This is a genomic window from Paraglaciecola aquimarina (assembly GCF_032464635.1).
Classification (GTDB): domain Bacteria; phylum Pseudomonadota; class Gammaproteobacteria; order Enterobacterales; family Alteromonadaceae; genus Paraglaciecola; species Paraglaciecola aquimarina.
In genome coordinates this window covers 1,564,317-1,583,996 of the sequence record NZ_JAWDIO010000002.1, presented here as the reverse complement: position 1 = coordinate 1,583,996, position 19,680 = coordinate 1,564,317, and the positions used below count along the sequence as shown (strand labels likewise).

General features: G+C 40.6%; 11 protein-coding genes, 1 tRNA gene and 2 pseudogenes. 3 read left to right on the top strand and 11 right to left on the bottom strand.

Features of this window, described 5'->3' with window-relative positions:
- Nucleotides 1–110 precede the first annotated feature (110 nt).
- The 8 genes and pseudogenes from gtfA to RS130_RS08135 form a co-directional block, all read right to left on the bottom strand.
- A pseudogene (gene gtfA / locus RS130_RS08170) lies at nucleotides 111–1,584 on the bottom strand (sucrose phosphorylase).
- 309 nt (nucleotides 1,585–1,893) lie between these two features.
- Nucleotides 1,894–2,919 carry a LacI family DNA-binding transcriptional regulator gene (locus tag RS130_RS08165; protein ID WP_316025542.1) on the bottom strand — a complete coding sequence of 342 codons (1,026 nt, stop codon included), beginning with the start codon at nucleotides 2,917–2,919 and terminating at the stop codon, nucleotides 1,894–1,896.
- A gap of 536 nt (nucleotides 2,920–3,455) precedes the next feature.
- Nucleotides 3,456–3,842: a hypothetical protein gene (locus RS130_RS08160; RefSeq protein ID WP_316025541.1), complete on the bottom strand. Its 387-nt coding sequence runs from the start codon at nucleotides 3,840–3,842 to the stop codon at nucleotides 3,456–3,458.
- 414 nt (nucleotides 3,843–4,256) lie between these two features.
- Nucleotides 4,257–4,341: transfer RNA gene (locus tag RS130_RS08155), tRNA-Leu, on the bottom strand.
- Between the two features lie 112 nt (nucleotides 4,342–4,453).
- Complete coding sequence (locus RS130_RS08150; protein WP_316025540.1) at nucleotides 4,454–5,404, bottom strand: sugar kinase; 951 nt, start codon at nucleotides 5,402–5,404, stop codon at nucleotides 4,454–4,456.
- Between the two features lie 136 nt (nucleotides 5,405–5,540).
- Nucleotides 5,541–6,842, bottom strand: coding sequence for an MFS transporter (locus RS130_RS08145; protein ID WP_316025539.1), 1,302 nt, complete (start codon nucleotides 6,840–6,842; stop codon nucleotides 5,541–5,543).
- A gap of 206 nt (nucleotides 6,843–7,048) precedes the next feature.
- The gene (locus RS130_RS08140) at nucleotides 7,049–9,334 is read right to left on the bottom strand and encodes a polysaccharide lyase 6 family protein (RefSeq protein ID WP_428982745.1); all 2,286 of its coding nucleotides are present in this window, start codon (nucleotides 9,332–9,334) and stop codon (nucleotides 7,049–7,051) included.
- Nucleotides 9,335–9,455: 121 nt separating this feature from the next.
- Entirely contained in the window at nucleotides 9,456–12,521 is a 3,066-nt protein-coding gene (locus RS130_RS08135; RefSeq protein ID WP_316025538.1) for a TonB-dependent receptor, read from the bottom strand.
- A gap of 277 nt (nucleotides 12,522–12,798) precedes the next feature.
- Here RS130_RS08135 and RS130_RS08130 point away from each other — a divergent pair, with 277 nt between their 5' ends.
- Complete coding sequence (locus RS130_RS08130; RefSeq protein WP_316025537.1) at nucleotides 12,799–13,527, top strand: FadR/GntR family transcriptional regulator; 729 nt, start codon at nucleotides 12,799–12,801, stop codon at nucleotides 13,525–13,527.
- A gap of 488 nt (nucleotides 13,528–14,015) precedes the next feature.
- Here RS130_RS08130 and RS130_RS08125 read toward each other — a convergent pair whose 3' ends face one another.
- Nucleotides 14,016–14,765: an SDR family NAD(P)-dependent oxidoreductase gene (locus tag RS130_RS08125; RefSeq protein ID WP_316025536.1), complete on the bottom strand. Its 750-nt coding sequence runs from the start codon at nucleotides 14,763–14,765 to the stop codon at nucleotides 14,016–14,018.
- A 689-nt stretch (nucleotides 14,766–15,454) separates the two neighbouring features.
- Here RS130_RS08125 and RS130_RS08120 point away from each other — a divergent pair.
- Nucleotides 15,455–15,697: a hypothetical protein gene (locus tag RS130_RS08120; protein ID WP_316025535.1), complete on the top strand. Its 243-nt coding sequence runs from the start codon at nucleotides 15,455–15,457 to the stop codon at nucleotides 15,695–15,697.
- Between the two features lie 19 nt (nucleotides 15,698–15,716).
- Here the strand turns inward: RS130_RS08120 and lptG are convergent, their stop codons facing one another.
- Nucleotides 15,717–16,784, bottom strand: coding sequence for an LPS export ABC transporter permease LptG (gene lptG / locus RS130_RS08115; RefSeq protein WP_316025534.1), 1,068 nt, complete (start codon nucleotides 16,782–16,784; stop codon nucleotides 15,717–15,719).
- Nucleotides 16,777–17,880 carry an LPS export ABC transporter permease LptF gene (gene lptF / locus RS130_RS08110; RefSeq protein WP_316025533.1) on the bottom strand — a complete coding sequence of 368 codons (1,104 nt, stop codon included), beginning with the start codon at nucleotides 17,878–17,880 and terminating at the stop codon, nucleotides 16,777–16,779. The genes lptG and lptF overlap by 8 nt, the downstream gene beginning before the upstream one ends.
- A gap of 260 nt (nucleotides 17,881–18,140) precedes the next feature.
- On the opposite strand from lptF, the pseudogene pepA reads away from it, so the two are divergent.
- Nucleotides 18,141–19,647: pseudogene (gene pepA / locus RS130_RS08105) on the top strand (leucyl aminopeptidase).
- Nucleotides 19,648–19,680: the final 33 nt, after the last annotated feature.

Below are 19,680 nucleotides of genomic sequence, written 5' to 3'. Positions count from 1 at the left end.
AACTTGCAACATAGAAGTGCATTTAATTAACAAAAAATGTACTTTTATATCACATTTAGTAGAGTTCTGTGTTGCAGTTTTTTCTTTAACGTTAAAGCACATTAATGATCTCATGCTGTCAATAAGCCTTCTAAGGTATATTTGGAAGTATTACCATTTTCATTAAAAGTTAAATCCGCAGTTAACTCGCATAAGTCAATTTGCAATTCAGCTGAGTTTTTATCATTTAACCAACTCAAGGTTACATATTCATCATTTAACGTATGAGTGAATTGACCGTTGAAGGCTGAAGAGTTATTTCTTAACTTAATCAAATTACACAAGGCTCTAACTACTGGTTTAGCTATTTGTGACTCAATAATTTCTGCATTTAAGTAGCCACGATTAATATCTCGACCTACGTTAGTTTTTTCGAGTAATGCCATATCATTCTGAATACTTAATAAACCCATGTAATAGACTTGGGGAATACTAAGGGCAAAAGAACTGAATGGCACGAGCTAATAAATAGGATTTATCATTAGCACCTAATGCGTCATAGTAAGTACAATTAACCTGATATAAGTCAACGTTACTAGCCGCAGTTCCCGTTGCCTTTTGACTTTGCCCATGACTGTTTAGATGAATCTTCTCAACTAATTGGTCAATAGAATCATCATCAAGTAAGCCTGGTTTTCCGTCATACTTACCCACATCAATTATCCCAATGCCATCATGGGTATCCAGCACAGTGACACAGTTTCGAGGTGAAACATCTAACCACTTTACTAATGGAGCGGCATTTTTGGTAAATAAGAAATGCAGGATTAATGGTGGTAATGCAAAGTCATACACTAGATCCACTTTTTGGGCGATTTTTACTTGAGTTTGAAAGTGAGAATGGATTTCTACCAGACACTTCATACCTTTATCTTTGGCTTTTTTAGATAAATCTTGAATAAATTCAAATGTCTCATCTAGCATGAAACAATTTGTGCCCGGCTTTTTAATAGCATATCCAGCAGCATCTAATCTTATAAAAGAGACATTTGCTTCAGCAAACTGAGTCATAATGTCATCTAAATACGCTTCTCCTGCAGATGACTGCACATCAACATCTATTTGATTTGAAGTAAAGGTTGTCCAAAAGTTCTCTACCTCACCACCAGCCAAATCGTATTGACTAAAACAAGGTGTTGGCCGTGGACGATAGATTTTCTGTAAATCATCCTTGCTAGGATTTTCACCGAATACTTTTTCTTTAGTCAAAAATAGTGGGTAATATTTCGAAGCTTTCCCCTTAGCCAAAACATCTTGAAACTGGGGAGACTCGGCTGACATATGATTAACTATCATGTCAGCCATGACTTCAAATTGTGATCCTAGAGCCTTAACATCAGACCAATCACCTAGCCTTTCATCTACTTTAGTATGGTCAATAGGATCAAACCCTGCGTCAGAGCCATCAATTGGATAGTAAAATGGTAAACAATGCACACCTCCAAACAAACCAGCTAATTGCTTGTTAAGAATGGCATTCATATCTTGTACATTGCCAGAACTCAGCCGGTCAATGTATGTAATTAGTTGCACTTTATTATTCATTATTTAAATAGCTCCTTAACTAAATCGTTTAAATTTAAGTCTCAACCACAGATTAACTTTATTTTTAAAACTAATGGAGAAAACCTTCACACTTTAATTAAATTGGATGTTCACTCACATAAACTGCACAAGAAAGCATTCAACTTAAACGTTTAAGTAATTGTGTACGGTTTTTAGCAAAAGATCAACAGAAGATCTTAAATTAATTAACATTTACTTAAATTGGTTATATAAAAAGGAGAAAAATAAAGAGTGGAAATAATTCAATTACGCCCGATTTATTAAATTATTTATACAAAAAACAACATATTAAGCACTATCTCGCACAATAAGCTCAGTAGGCATTAATATTTTACTACTAGTGTCACCTTTTACTAACATCAGTACAGCTTGTTTACCTTTTTCCTTACTTTTTTGACAAATAGTTGTGAGTGGTGGAGACGTTCTACTCGCTTCTGGAATGTCATCAAAGCCAACTACCCCTATCTCGGCAGGCACAGATACCCCCATTTCAGCAGCAACGTTCAATACCGCGCTCGCGATAACGTCACTCATACATAAAATGATATTTGGCCGAGGCGTGACAGAAAGTAACTCCTTGGCAGCTCGTTTAGCTAATGCAAAAGTGTTATGCGGAATATGCCAAATCAGTTCAGAAGACAATGCAATGTTACTTTCTTCAGCAGCCTGTTTATAACCGTTTAGTCTTCTTCGAGCAACAGACTCACTTTCATCGTATAGCTCGTCATCAGTTATGCGACACACTCTTTCAGAATGAATCAACCTTAAGCCTAATATTGCAGCATGAGGAGCACTTCTCTTCTTTAAAGCATAACTTGCCACTTCATAAGCAGCCGCTTGATTATCAACGTTAATTGAACCAAATTCCGGTGCATCAAAATCTACTGTAACTATAGGCTTCCCAGTTTGGATGATTCGATTGTACAAAGGGTTATGTTCTTGGCTGCCATATACAATAAATGAATCTGGCAATGACTCAATACCAGTATTGGTTTTGCCTGAGTCAGCGCCTGACAACATAAGTAATTGTTTTTGATGCTGCTCTACTGTTTCTGCAATTCCAGACAAGAACTGGTTAGCCACAGGATCGTTAAAGTAATAACTCAAAGGATCACTTAATAGTACCCCTAATACCCCAGACTTACCTTTTCGTAAAGAGCGAGCTGTAATATTTGGGCCGTGATAACCCAAAGTACTACATTCTTTCAATATCTTTTCCCGTAACGACTTTGATAATTGATCTGGACGACTAAAGGCATTAGAAATCGTTGCAGTAGAAACACTAAGTGTTTTAGCCACACTTTTAAGTGTCATTACAGGTTTTACTTTTGAACTCATTATAATTTATATCACGGGAAGTATAGTTAAACGATTAAGTATAATGCAGAACATTATGCAAACAAGCAATGTTTCGCACAAAATCAAACGATTAACTAAGTAAAATAACGGCTAAAATATCCTTCTGAGCCTAGGCTAGCTAGGCATATTTAAAACTGAAACATAATTTACATACTTAATTTCACTGCTATTACCAACTTTGCCGATAATTTAATGCAATGAAAGAATAACAAAGACACCCACGATTGAACTCTATGGCGGTCTCTATAAAGTTAGGTCCACAGTTATGGGTGTCTCAATTGATGTTTGTTATGGGTGTCTCAATTGGTGTTTAGACCATAAGGGCTGATTCCTGCTAACTACATGCAGGAATGACGGTGTTTTAGGTTAATGGTAATTTAGAATTTACCATTCATGGCTAGCTTTAGTGTCGGTCTGTAATTTTGCCATTAAGCTCGAGGGCGGTTATCCAAGTCTCAATTAGCGTCCTTTAGCCTAAGCTCTATTACTTGCTATGTGCGTACTTTAACTAAGGAGAGATATTTGTTTTCGCACTCAGAGAAAAGCGTGAAGAAATTCATGCTATTGCCGTAATTTTGGATTGTTAATTTATCACCTTGCTGCATCGCACTTATTTCAAGTTTGGAATTACCGGACGATTCTGAAGCGTATAGCCCCGAGAATATAATTTGTTGACCCCTTTGCACAAAAGTACCGTTAGCAGAACGAGCATCCGTAGAAACTTTGTATATTAGTTGGTTACCTTCTTGCCTCAATCCAACGACCAAGTTACATGATGTTGGCTCCAAACTTTTGTAGTAAACAAAACTTGATTTCGGCGACACAGAGCATCCTGAAATCACAGTCAAAGAAACGAGTAAATAAAGAAACTTTTTCAAACTACCTCCTAGCACATCACGCAATTAAGCTGCTTCTAGCCTAAATTCAAGATTAAATATCCTGCGCATTTTTTCATATTGTACTCAATTGAGACACCCTTGATTAATGAACTGAATAACAAAGACACCCATAATTGAATTCGGTGGCAGTTTCTAAAAGGTAATGTCTACAGTTATGGGTGTCTCAATTGATGTTAATCTTAACAAATAGAAGTGGTACCAGTGCGCTAAAACGAGGCTTTTAGGAGCACAGCTCCGTTTGTTTTAACATCTTAGCAAGGACGCTGAGATTGGGTGCCGATCATCGAGGGTGTGTATATGACTATACTTCGTTTATCGCTCCACAAACCCCAGATACAAAAAAACCTGCTATTAGCAGGTTTATTTAATCTTCTAATCTCAACGATTAGTAGATGGTACCAGTGGGCGGACTCGAACCGCCACGCATTGCTGCAACGGATTTTGAATCCGTCATGTCTACCAATTCCATCACACTGGCATTTAATTGAAGTGCTTAGTAACTCAAGCAATCTTCAAGAGGCAGGCATTATAGCTATCAGCGCTTGGCTTGCAAGTTTTTTATCACAACTAGATGTTAGTTTGATGAAATTTTAGCCAGCAAACGATAATTCCCCAAAACGCTGTCTCATATAATGGCCAAAAGCCTGTGCCGGGGCAATGGCGCCTGGATGTTGAATTACGCAAGAAGCGGCTGCAGAAGCAAGTTCTACCGCGCGTCTAGCCTCATATCCGGCTAGACTAGCGCCAAGATATACGCCATTAAATGAATCGCCAGCCGAGGTGGTATCAATAACCTTTGTGCTAGGGGTTATCTTAACTTCTTCTATATGCTCTTGCTCTACAATATAAAGTGATTCAGCACCATGCTTGATTATCATTTCTTCAATTTGAAACGGTTTGCAAAATTCAACGATTTGCTCTGCCGTTGTCAGTTGATAGAGTTGGCTGAAGTCTTCGATTCCCGGTAGCAATAGATTAGATAACACGCAAGCTTGTTCAAACTCAACTTTTGCTTCATCTTCACTGCGCCACAATCTTGCTCGATAGTTAGGATCGAACACAATTTTAACGCCCGCTTGTTTCAGCTGTTTTAACATATCCCAAAAAACGGCACGCTGCTCTGGCACTATGACGGCCAAACTTATTCCTGAAAAGAAAAATAAATCGGCGGTCGAAAGCTGATCGATGACATTTTGCGTCACGTGTTGCATTACATGCCGAGCAGCAGAATTTTCACGCCAGTATACAAATGAACGCTCTCCTTGTTCATCGGTTTGTACCAAATAGATCCCTAGCGCTCGTTCATTATCGGTGAAAACAAATTGGTTGTTGAGCCCTTCATTTAGGCAGTTCTCATGCATTTGTTTACTGATACTGTCATCACCAATTGCAGTCATAAAGCTAACGTCCATGTTGCCAAACAATCGTTTAAGATATACGGCTGTATTGAACGCATCGCCTGCAAAAGAGTGGCTCATTGAATGTGTGCCACCTTGTCTTAGTTCAAGCATGCATTCGCCAAATAGTACTACTTTTTGCATAAGCAACCTTGGTTGTCGTTCATCTATATTCCCCTTTGAAAGTTGACACTTGGCGGCAGCAGCGATCTGCCGCCGTGTAATTCCAACGAACTTGGCCGTAGGTCGATGAACAGTTAATTAAGACTAAATCAAAATGTTATTTGAGGCTTTTCAATCGTTCAACGTTAGGAATCAAAATCCAAACCGCTAACATGGCTATCACAGCTAACGACGCGCCAATAATAAATGCAGGAGTATAGTTACCGTCTGCAGTCAAAATAGGCACTAACGCGGTTAAACCCAAAGCCCCTAACTTCGCGGCCATGCCTGAAAATCCAGACAAGGTGCCTACTGCTTTTTTACCGTAAAGATCGCTTGGTAAGGTTTGTACGTTACCAATTACAGTTTGGAATCCAAATAAGATCACAGCCATAATAATCACAGCCGTAGTAGGTCCACCTGGGTTTGCCATCGCTAACAGTGCAGGCAACATAATCAAACAACCTAAAGTGATAATTAGTTTACGAGTTTTATTGACGTTCCAGCCAGCTTTAAGTCTGTTTTGGGCTAGCAGTCCGCCAAACCACGCACCAAGCATAGCTCCGACGTAAGGAACCCATCCGTATATGCCAATGGCTTTAACGTCCATGCCATAAACTTCATTCAGGTAGATAGGGATCCAGAACACAAATAACCACCAAATAGGATCAATCGCCGCTGACGCAATAATGACTCCCCAGCTTTGTTTGCGAGAAAGTAGCTCGCCGGTCGAAGGGTTGTATTCATCTTCATCACCATCAGACTCTTTTGCATCAACAGTTCTCTGGCCGGTTAAAATGTATTCACGCTCTTCTTCAGTGATCCAAGGGTGAGATTTAGGTGGCGCTTTAACGAGAATAATCCAAGGAATGAGCCATAACAGCCCCACTAAACCAATAATGACAAATACCATTTGCCAGCTAAAGTAAACCGTCATTAAGGCAATTAAAGGGATAGCAATAATACCGCCAATTGCCGCACCGGAATTAAAAATACCTTGCGCTAGAGCACGCTCTTTAGTAGGAAACCAATCAGCATTGCTCTTAGCTGCTCCAGGCCAGTTACCAGCTTCGGCAACACCCAATACCGCTCGGAAAATACTGAAGCTCAAAACGCCCTGAGCAAAAGCATGAGCTGCGGTAGCCAAAGACCACACACCAATAGACAGCACAAAGCCAAGTCTAGTCCCGACCCAGTCGAATATTTTTCCAAAAATAGCCTGACCAAATGCATAAGATAATATGAAAACAATCGAGATATTGGCGTAAATTTGTTTACGCTCTAAAGCGGTTTCATCGGGAAACAAATCTTCTACAATATCAGGCCACAACACACTGAGCGCCGAGCGGTCAATGTAGTTGATTACAGTTGCTAAGGCGACTAAAAAGACTATCCACCAGCGTAAGTTTTTCATTTTCATATTTTTGTACTCTTGTTTACCTAGCATCATTGCCAGATTAAAAATCTCTTGTTAACGACTCAATTTCCCGCCAACTCCGCACTTACATAACTCATTGTTGCTCTTGATATGGCTAAAGAGCTAAAAGCTTTATAGCAACAGCTAATGCTGAAGCCCCTAATATCCATTTAGAAACCAGTCTAAACTTACCGCAGGGTGCCAAATCATCAATGTACTTTGTTATTTTTGAGAATAGCTGTGTGCTGGCCAGCAACTCTCAACTCAACAATTTTGGGTGCCGCTGTTTGACTAAAATCATTATCAATAATTTTAGTAATAGGTTGCCCAACGGTGTGCTCAACGTCCACTGGCGCTGATTGGTTGAATTGATTTTGTTCTATAGTCGCAACTTGCACTCCGTGCAATTTCACCGCTGCTTGACTGGTATTTCGTTTGCCTTTACCCACATTTTTCAGGATGTTTTTGCTCATAAGCAAATGAGGTCCAAATGTACTTTCATCAGTTCCGCCACGATAAACTTTGGCGATTGCACCTTCTACATTATTGAAAACATTACCTTTTACATAAATATACTCTGCATTATAAATGCCTAAATCGTCAGTTTCTTTATTTAACCTAAGAATGTCACCTGTGATATTCGAGAAGGTATTAGCATTGAAAACAATGTTGTCAGCAAAGCTTCTAAAGCCGGCGTCAAACACGTGAAAAGAGTGATTAACATCTAGATTGGTCACTTCGTTTCCTAGTAATTCCAACCGATAATTACGTTGCATTGGAATACGAGACGTTCGGATTAGGGTATTGCCCGCAGAATCTGGCGCTTGTTTACCGTCAATAATTAAATCTACTAGTTTCAAATTACCAAAATCTGCAATATCCACAAACGTAGAGCGTTGAGGATAAAGTGTCACTTTTCCTGGATGACTTGCTTTTATCGTAAGGGTTTTAGTGAGCTTAATAACTTTACTCACTTGGTAGTCACCATCGGCTAGAAGTAAAACATCACCAGATTGAGCTTGTTGAATCCCGTCAAGCAATGCGCCTTTTTGGTTAGCAACATTAATCGTTTTACCTGAATCAAAGTCCACCTCTGATTCTGTTTTTGGATACCATGGAGCGCCTACTTGATCTTTGCTAATTGGCTGAATATCTCTGCTCACACCTTTATCTGCTAAGCTGGTTGACGTGGGATACAACAGTCCATTTTCGGCGCGTTTTAGTTCAACGTCTTGTACGCTAAATCCATTCTCGATTGTAGGTTTAGTGCCAGTAGGTAAAACGTTACCTACAAAATTAATACCACTAATATCATCGAAAATACTAATTCCATCACTGCCGTTCTCATTCACCATTAGGTTATTGATCATTCTAGAATTAATTGGCGCAGCTGTGCGTTCCGCATCACTGCCTGCAGCCAGGTGGAAGTGGTCGACGTTGAATAAACTGTTGTTTTCAATTAATGCGTTATTGACTTGGTGGTATCGATTGATACTAGAATTGGGCACACCATTCATTACAGTAAAGCCACTACCAAACCTGTAACCGGTTAAACCTTCCATATAGTTGTTGCGTACAATTTGATCACTATTGATGATTCGAATACCACCCGTGTGATCAACGCCATTGCCAAAAAACACATTACCTTCTACTAGGTTGCCATTTCCGTGGCGCAAAGTCAGTGTGCCACGAGATTCGTAAAAGACATTATTGAGTATTTTATTTTTTCCAGATTTATTGGAAATAATCTCTACCTCACCATCGCAACGGTCAAAATAGTTGTTTTCGATAGTGGTCAAAGAATCTGTTAGTGAATAATGGCTAGTACCAATACGCAAAGTTTCGCCACCGTTTGACCCCAAAGTTGGACGAGGCCCAAAATAGTTGTGATCGATTCTATGGAAATTTTGCTGACTAGATTCGGTATTCAAACGCACTGTCATAGTGACACCTGCATTACGTTTACCGACTAAATTGCTGTGATCAAAGCGGTTATGTTGGCCATACATGACGACCCATTTATCTTGCTCAAATTTCTCTGGGTTACTGTAGTTGTCTATCACCACTTCAGTTACTCTGCTGTGGTAAGCTAATTCATCTTCGTTTAGTCGAAATGAAATGACCTCGCCTGTAGGCGTATAACCATTTTTAAACACTAAGCCAGAAACAACTAAATACTCCCCGCCTAAACTTAAATTGGATTGCCCAGATAAAATAACTTTCCCCGGAGTCTGCGCTCGTAAAGTGATAGGAGATGACTCACTTCCTTTACCTTTGAATACTATTTCGAAGTCGCGCCAAGTGCCATTTTTTAGCACGATGCTGCCACCAGGTTTAATATTATTCAGCGCAATTCGATACTCTTCGGGGGTGGAGACTAAGTACTCATTAGTCACAGACTGTACATTAGGTGTAGATGAGGAACATCCCACCATTAACAACATTAAAAACACACTAGTTAGCGTGAAGAAAACAGAATTTGAGTTAGGCTGCATATTTTTCTACTTGTGTTACTGAAGATTAAATTAAAGGTAAAAGCTCCCTACAAGTGCGGTCATAGAGAGCTTTTAAACGAACTAAGTGTAGACAAAAAAATCAACAACTTAGCTTTTGCTCTTAAAACTTAGCTTTAATTCCCAAATTAAACTTAGCACCGGTACGAGAGTAATCAGATACTGTCGTGTCATTGCCTCGCGTCATCACTTGTGGTTCGTTTAGCAAGTTAAGCGCTTTAAAAGACACCGATACTTTTTTGGAGATTTTATATTTGGCCGAAAAATCCACATAGTTTTGCTCTTGAACATATCGATGAGAGCGACTCGGGAACGGCAAGTTATTCGGTTGGAAATACTTAGAACGATGTTTAAATAGTAAACGTAACGTCACATCATCACCTTCCCAATACACCGAGGCCGATGCCACATCTTTAGAAAATCCAAATAAGTTTGCATCAGGTACAATGCCTGGGCTACCCACTTCTGGCGAAACAAAATCGGAGATAGCATGGTTGTACGCCACACTTGCACCTAAGCCATCAAATGGTGCTGGCAATTCAGTGAACGCTTTCTGAGCGGTGAATTCATACCCTTTTATTGTTGAAGATTCATCTGCAGTTTGATTTACCGTGGTACCCACATTAGGAATCACCGTATCGACACCGTCTAAACTAACGACAATATCTCGTAGTTCAGTGGTAGACACATAGCCACCGGTAAAGTCTTTCCAATAAAACGCTAAGGTGACGGCCGCATCTTCGCTTGGATAGTATTCTAAAGATAAATCATAGTTATCAGAGCGGTATGGTTGTAAATGGTTGCCGCTTGCTGAGCTTGATAATACGGCCTGATTAAAGTCAGTATTACAGTCATCATTGTCGACGCCACAGGTGTTAAGTGAAACCCCAGCAGACATCGCATTTAATTGAAAACGTGAGATTGCTTGGTAGGCTGCTGTACGAACGATAAACTCGTCTGTAACAGCAAAGCTCAAATTCAAACTCGGTAACCATTCGGTATATTTAGAATCTAAGGTTAATTCCGAAATAGAATCACCATTAGGGCTGACTGTGGTCGTGCTGAATGTGCCATCATCTTCCGTGGTCACATAGGCTTTATCACCAAAACCATCAGAATGAGTCGTAGTTTGCACCATGCGCAAGCCAAGATTCCCTGTCACACCAACATTGCCAATTTCAGTATCAATGTTTGCCATCACATAGGCAGAGAAAATATCTTCGTCAACATAACGGTCGGCGCCATCTCGTAAATCTGGACGCTCACCAATATCGTAAAATCCATTGCCTTGGGAGCTAGGAATAATATTTAATATTTCCCCGATGAAACACTTAGTATCGTAGGTAGCAAAGTTGCTTGCCGATCCGGCATTTTCTTCATCAAACAAACCGCTGTTATTGTGATCATTTCCACAATTATTGACAATGCTAGCTGTCAAAGCAGCATGTGTCTCGGGGTTATTATTGCCCCAACTATTATCGTCGGTATCAGTATTGCCGTTTCTTTGTACGCCTTCGAAAGTAATCGAATTATCTGTCGTTTGTTCGTCGTATAGACTTTCTTCTGAATAACGAAAACCAGCCGTAAGCGAAGAAAAAATATCATGTTCGAGAGCATATTCGCCGTCTAATTTAAACGCCCAAATATCATCATTTCGTTCTTCATGAGTACGTCTGTAGTCAAGTCGAGCCACGCCGTTGTCATTTACAAAATTGCTCATATCGCTCGGATCAAAGCCATCGGTAAACGTCAACGTGCCAACGTTGGTATCTCTGCGATCCAATGAGTAATCATGAAAATCTTTAGAGCGCATTTGGCTTCTATGACGCAATCTGTAACGGTAAGATTCAGAGTATGAAAAGTCTGCTTCGATTGTTAAGTCATCATTTGGCAAATAAGCGACATTAAAACCGCCGCCCTTATACACGTCTTTTTGGGTACGGTTTTCGCCATTTAACTGTGCTTCGGTTCTACCTTCAACATAAAGTAAAGTATGATCGTCGCCAATAACATGATTGGTTAGGTTTTCTAAATTATTTGAAAGTCCCAGTTCCATACGTTTTTCTTCATAGAATAAATGACTGTATTCAAAATCAAAATTGATATCCCATTCATCATTAGGTTGCCATTGAAAAGTGGCAACCACATTTTCTCGATCATCCGTATCTTCCCCTGTACGCCAATACAGGTTGCTTGGCACATAAAACACAGAGCTTTCATCAAAGTCAGCGAGATCAGTATGATTACCAATGATGGGGGAACTACCTTGGCGACCGGCTGAAACACCTTGCGCGGTATCATCACAATCGCGACCACCCTTTACTAGGTCGCCATTTTCTCCATCTAAAACCGAACCGTCAGCCCCACGCAACGCACAAACACGCATTTGTGAGCTACCACCGTAGTTTTCTTCTGGATTGGAGTCGTTATTGTCTACATACCCCAAACTAAAACCCATGGCGCCGAAATCATCTGTTTCCCACTGTCTTACAGTCGAAATCACAAATTTTGATCCCCACGGATTAGTGTCACCACCATCAACATCGTTGTAATAACTGTTGTAAATCCCACTCGCTTCAACGGTGGTTAAACTTTTTCCGTAATCAATTGGACGTAAAGAAGTCACGTCAATTGTTCCCGACGTGCCCCCTTCAACTAAATTAGCTTGTTGTGATTTATATATAACGACTTTGTCGACTAAATCAGATGGGAATTTCTTAAAGTTAACCGCTCGACCGGGGCCAGCATTGGTGATAGTTCGACCATTAAAGGTTGAATACCCCCAATAAGAACCTAAACCACGAATCGAAATTTCGTTTTGGCTCCCTTTCAATCTATGACCAGAAGCACCAGCAATATTTTCAATTATATCCGATAGAGACAACCCCGGCAGTTCTCCAAAATCTGCAGCGGCGATCGCATCAACAATAGAAGTGTTATTTTTCTTTTCATTCAAAGAACGCGTAATTGTTCCTCGCAAACCAGACACCTCTATGACTTCAACTCTATCGTCATTACTGGTGTCGGCTGAAGGCGTTTCTTGGGCTAATACTGGCGTTGCCATCATGCATACTAATGATGAGGCAAAGAGTGAATGAGCAATATTACGTCTTGCATAATATGCCACTATTCCACGGTTTATTTTATTTAGTTTTGGCGTTGTTAACATGTGTTATTTCTCGCGTGACTTTTTAGGTGGAGACAACACAATGTAACCAATAGCTCAACGACTTGTCAAATAAATATTAACCAATTTAACATTTTTATTATTACCAATATCCAACAAATTGGAATTACCAAAAAACAGCGAGACAATGTAACCAATTTTAATTTTGTTAAAATCATGCTATAACGAACAGCATAATATGTAAGTACCCTTGTTTATCGTTGTATCTTCGGACCAACTTTGAAATAAAGACAGGTACCGTTTAGTAGAGGAATTGAGGATGAAAAACCGTCGACTGTTTTGGAATATAGTAGCCAAAATTGAGGAATTAATTGATTCAGGGCAGTATCCGCCAGGTAGTCGCTTGCCACCTGAACGGGAATTAGCAGAGAACTTTGCAGTGAGCCGCCCAACTATTCGTGAAGCAATTATAGCGCTAGAAGTGCTAGAACGGGTTGAAGTTAAAACGGGCTCAGGCGTTTATGTATTAGAGCACACTAAACCGTGCTCAAGCCTGTCTATCAGCGCATTTGAACTAACTCAAGCACGTGCGTTAGTAGAAGGTGAGGCCGCCGCATTAGCTGCCACTACTATTACCGAAGAAGAGTTGGTGCGATTAAAGCAAACCTTAGTAGAAATGGGCAAAGGAATAAATCCAGAACTAGCTGATAAAGAGTTCCATTCGATTATTTCTAGCGCCACACGGAATAATGCTATTTTAATGGCTGTCAATGACTTGTGGAAATTACGAGAAACGAGCCCATTGGTTAAAGCCGCTTATAAAGATGTGTGTAGCCAAAGTGATGAAAAAAGGCTGGCAGAGCACACTAGTATCTATCAAGCTTTGGCAGACCGTGATTCACAAGCTGCTAGAGCAGCCATGCATCATCACTTCAATCGTTTAATTAACGCTCTATTCGAAGCAAATGAAAAGAAAGCATTAGAAGAAGTACGTAAACAAACAAGCCAGACGCGTGATTTATATTCATTAAGTCATTTAGTGTCTTAAAAATCATTGTATTGATTCATTTTTCACTCAGACAATCTTTAGGGTTTTCTGAGTGAACTTCCACTCTTGCTCTCTCCAAAACAATAAACCAAACACTCTAATAATGAGTAACATTCCTTTATCGAACCAATTAAGATATTTAACCTAAATTCTGGATAAGAAGTATCGTTTAAGCTACACACTAGTTTATGCTAAGCAATATCAATATAATTCAATGGCTTAATAAATTTTTGTCTACATAACCTCAGCTAAATATTATTCGGTAACGAAATTTCTCATGTATAGCAAGGCGGATTGTTGTACGTCATAAGGTGTTATTACTAAACAAGTCCAACGCGCTAGATATAAAAAGAGCGTTATCCAGAGGTCCGGCTTATTCAGGATTCAGGTTATATAGTTCCCTAAAATATAAAAAGGCCCAATTAGGGCCTTTCGCAGGGTACAGTAGTTAGCGTTATCTACTTTTATTATTAAACTATCATTAACTGTTAAGAGAAAATTAAGCCAGCATTAATATCAACGTTGGTGCCGGTCATGTAAGATGCGTCATCGCTAGCTAAGAAACCAACTAGTTTAGCCACTTCTTCAGATGTGCCTTCACGTTTAAGGGCAGTCATACCAGCCACTGCTGTACGTACCGCGTCTTTAGTAAATGTATCGTGGAAACCAGTACTGATCATACCTGGGCACAGTGAGTTAACTCGAATGCCTTTAGGTCCCAACTCTTTTGCCAAACCACGAGTGAAACTTGTAACTGCGCCCTTAGATGCAGCATAAGCAACTGAACCAGGGCCACCGCCATCACGGGCAGCTTGTGATGAAAAGGTAACAATTGAGCTACCTGCTGATAAATGTGGAATCACAGCATGGCACATCATAAACAATGATTTAAGGTTAACATCCATAACGTTATCCCAATGTTCATTAGTCATTTCGTCAATAGTTACACGTGCTAATAAACCACCAGAAACATGCACTAGCACATCAATTTTGCCAAATGCTTCAAGCGTCGTGTCTACTGTTTTCTTAACGCCTTCAACTGTCGTTAAGTCAGCTTGAATGGCTACCGCTTTAGCGCCTAATGCTTCTATTTCTTTCACTGCACTTTCTGCAGTTGCGCCACTTGAATGGTAGGTAATTACAACATTAGCACCTTTACTTGCCAATTCAATTGCACTAGCTCGGCCAATATCTCTACCGCCGCCTGCTACGATTGCTACTTTGCCCTTCATTGTCATAACGTTCTCCGATGAATATTCAAATTGATAGATAAAATTAAACTTATAACTGGTAACCAACAGACATTCAGCGCCGCCTATACAGATCAAGACCAATCAAGTTTGCCCGACAAAAGTAACCAATAGATAAAGTGTTGTCAACCAATTATTTACATTTGGTAATACCAAATAACTTTAATGAAAATAAAAAACTGTTAACAAAATGTAAACCCAAGAAGATTTGAGTATTCAACAGCGATAAGTTGTTAAATTTTTATCCTCCCTGTCTTACCACTTAAACGTACTTCACTACCGCCTGTAATTTAGTACTTTTAAGTAGTAAATTGTCGGGATTAGCTAAATAGGCTACGCCAAAGTTTTTTATCTGAGTTAAATAACTGATAGAATTGCTTTTATTTTACGAAGTGATTATTTTGACTAATTCTACCTCTGCCTCTTTCCCGCGAGCCAGCTTTTTTCGCCGTCTTGCAGCAATGATATATGATCTACTCGTTGCTGTAGCGATTGGTATGTGTGCAGCACTGCTTTATATGGTAGTGCTCCTTGTGGCATTCAGCAATGAATTAGTCGGTGGCGGTGAGTACCAGCATTTCATGGACTTTTTCAGCAGTCTCTTCTATACAAAACTATTTTGCAAATTTGGGTGAGCCTTTGGATCGTCACTTTCTTTTTGTGGTTTTGGCGAAACGGTGGGCAAACTATTGGTATGCGCGTCTCAGCGTCTACGATTATTTAGCACTAATGACAAGCCATTCGGCTATGGTCGAGCGTTATTACGACTCGTATGCTCACTGGGTGGTTTAGGCACTCTTTTGGTCTTGCTTGACTGGAAACACAAGCAATCTTTACAAGATAGAATCTGCCAAACAGAAATTTTAGCCCTGAGTAAAGATGCTAACCATCATGCGGCTTGGAAAGAATTACAAGAGTAGCTCAATAGCAAGCTTGAGCTTAGCCTTTTTTCTGTAACAGGTACACAGACATAACAGCAAACACAGCACTAGGTAATGCAGCTCCGACAATGGGCGGGAGGCTATATACTAAACTTATCGAACCAAACACTTCATTGCTAACGAAAAAACCAAAGCCCGTTAGTACACCTAATATTATTCTTGCGCCCATAGTCACACTGCGCAATGGGCCAAAAATAAAAGACAACGCCATCAGCAGCATCACCCCAACCGATATCGGTTGCAGGATCTTACGCCATAATGCCAATTCATAGCGACTAGGATCTAAGCTATTGTTTTTGCGATAGTTAACATACTCAACTAACCCTCGGATAGATAGTGCTTCAGGTTTTACTTTTACTACTCCTAATTTATCCGGCGTAAGAGTAGAATTCCAAATGCCTTTGTCAATTTGTTCAGAACGTATTTTTTGGTGGCCGATAAAAGTATACTTAACCTGCTCCAGCTCCCAACCATCACCGCCGTAATGGGCTTTTTCAGCGGTGGTTATTTGTCTCAGTACGAGCTTGTTGTCGAATTCATAAATATTTATGTCCCGTAAATTATCTCGGTCAACTACCTCACCAATACTGACAAAGTCATCCCCATCTTTAGCCCAAGTTAGTTTATCAGCGGCAAATAAACTACCGCCAGATATTGCCTGGGTGCGAATTTCTTTGGCTTTGGTTTCAGTCAAAGGGGCCACCCATTCACCAATTGACATCACAAACAACACCATCAGCAAAGCCGATTTCATCGCCGATGTAATGATATTCCACCGACTCTGCCCTGCTGATTGCATAACAACAAGTTCACTATTGCTAGCTAGAATCCCCATGCCAATCAAACCGCCAATCAAGGTCGCCATTGGAAAAAACTGCTCTACTTCTCTAGGCAAACTTAGCAGCACATAGATGCCAGCCGTCGTCATATCATAACTGCCACGGCCTACTTGCTTCATTTGTTCGATAAACTTTATCAGTGCACTTAGGCCCACTAGCACACTCAAACTTAAGGCGGTAGTTGCCAATAGCGTGCGGGCGATATACAGATCTAGAATTTTAAACACGGGCATCTCCTCGCAGTCTGGCACGCAATTTTACGCCTATTGGCCGACCTTTTAGGATCAAGATCCCACCAATCAGCAGCAATACACCATGCACCCACCAAAGCCCTAGCTCCGCAGGAATGTTGCCTTCTTCGAGGGCTTTTCGGCCCGCCATTAACAATAAAAAATATCCCAGATACAACATCAACGCCGGAAACATTTTACCAAATCGCCCTTGCCTTGGATCTGCCGCACTCATGGGTACGGCAATTAAGACTAAGAATGGCAACGACAAAGGAATGGCGATGCGCCAATGTAGTTCGGAAATGGCTTCAATTGAATCATCTTGCATCAGGTCTTGGGTAGAGTAAGCTGTTAACTTGCGACGTTTTTTCTCCGCTTGTTTCTCAGCGATTTGAATCTGATACTCATCAAACTCTACCACCCGATAATCTTGTTGCCCCAACTTACCTTCATACTGTTTCCCCTGATTTAATATCAGCTTCTCAGAGCCATTACTGTCTGCTAAAACACCGCCATTATCAGCATACACAATATGTACATTTTCAGAGTCCACTTCTTTTTGCGCTAAAAACACCTTTCTCAAAGCGTTTTCTCCATTATCAATATCATGCACGAAGATTACTGCTTGCTGATTGGCTGTCTGTTGAAATCGCTCAGGAATTAACGTGGTTAAACCACTTTGCGCACCTAATTCATCTTCTAATTGGTATTCACTTTCAACCGCTAGAGGTGCCAGCCACATCGTCAACAAAGCAGTGACTAAAGACATGGTTACAGCCAACACCATCATCACGCGAGTAATGTACCATTCGCTAATCCCACAGGCTCGCATCACACTCATTTCACTATCTACGTATAATCTGCCATGTGCCAACATGATGCCAAGAAACAAGCTAAGGGGTAAAATAAGTGACGCCAGCACAGGCATGCTCAATGCCAAAAAACCTAACACCAAACCGGCGGGAATTTCGCCATTAGAGGCCTCAGCCAACACTCGAACAAACTTCTGAGTAATAAAAATTGCCATCAGTAACATGAAAACAGCTACTTGAGACTTTAAGGTTTCTACAACTAAATAGCGGAAAATAAGCACAATGCATCCATAGGAAAGTAGTATTTTTAGTGGCACAATAGGAATTTTTAAGTAAACTTAGTGTTTTCACAAGTTTAATTTAAAAATAGCCCGAATTTAGGGTCTAACATCTCTGTTAATTTACAGATTAAGTCTGACTAAAGTCAATCTTACAATATTATTGCTGTATTACCCAATCATGCCTTGCTAAAAATTGTAATAGGTATATTGAACCAAGCAGTGAAATGTTAGTTGTCACATCACAATACCGAGGAATAGTAGTGGAATTTAGCGTTAAAAGTGGTAGCCCAGAAAAACAACGCAGTGCATGTATTGTCGTTGGTGTATTTGAACCCAGACGTTTAACTTCAGTTGCTGAGCAACTAGATATAATTAGTGAAGGCTACATTAGCAATTTACTAAGACGGGGCGATCTAGAAGGTCGAGCTGGGCAAATGCTGTTGCTCCATCAAGTGCCTAATATTCTGAGTGAAAGAGTGTTGTTGGTTGGTTGTGGCAAAGAACGAGAGTTAGACGAACGCCAATACAAACAGATAATTTCTAAAACCATTAAAACCCTGAATGAAACAGGTTCGATGGAAGCGGTTAGTTTTTTAACTGAACTACACGTTAAAGGCCGCGATACCTACTGGAAAGTCCGTCAAGCAGTAGAGGCCACACAAGATTCTTTATATACCTTTTTACAACTTAAAACCAAAAAGGATGAGTTACGCCGTCCTTTGCGTAAAATTGTATTTAACGTGCCGACTCGTCGAGAACTGCCTACTGGTGAGAAAGCCTTAGCGCACGGCTTAGCCGTAGCAGCCGGAAGTAAAACTGCGAAAGACGTGGCCAATATGCCACCTAATATTTGCAATCCAGCTTATTTACTCGCTCAGGCTGAAAAGTTTGCAGAAACGTATTCAAACCTACAAGTTAGCTCGGTCAATGAGCAACAGATGGATGCATTGGGAATGCATTCATACCTAGCGGTAGGTCGGGGCTCAGCCAATGAATCTATTATGACCATAATGGAACACAATGGCGGACCCGCAGGCCAAGCTCCCGTTGTACTGGTTGGAAAAGGCTTAACCTTTGACTCCGGTGGTATTTCTATTAAGCCTGGAGAGGCGATGGATGAAATGAAATACGATATGGGGGGAGCCGCAGGTGTGTTAGGCGCAATGCATACAGTTTGTGAATTGAATTTACCGATTAACATAGTAGGTGTTCTAGCGGGTTGTGAAAACATGCCCGATGCCAATGCATATCGTCCTGTGTGACATATTAACCACTATGTCTGGGCAAACAGTAGAAGTACTTAATACCGACGCTGAAGGGCGATTGGTATTATGTGACGCCTTAACTTACGTAGAGCGATTTGATCCCGAATTAGTGATAGACGTAGCCACCTTAACCGGTGCCTGTGTTGTTGCCTTAGGTAAGCATGCAACTGGAGTGATGAGCAATCATAATCCTTTGGCTCATGAGTTAATTAATGCCTCAGAGCAAAGTGGCGACAAAGCGTGGCGTTTACCTCTTTGGGACGAATACCAAGAGCAAATTGAAAGCCCGTTCGCCGATATGGCTAATCTAGGTGGACGAGGTGCAGGTACCATCACGGCCGCTTGTTTCTTATCGCGCTTTACCCGCAAGTACAATTGGGCCCACATGGATATTGCTGGCACAGCTTGGGTTGGAGGTAAGAATAAAGGCTCGACAGGCAGGCCCGTGCCTATGTTGTCGCAATTCTTGATGAATCGTGCTGGCATCGAATCCGAAGATTAACGCCAGTTTACAGCTTAATAAAGGCCAATAATT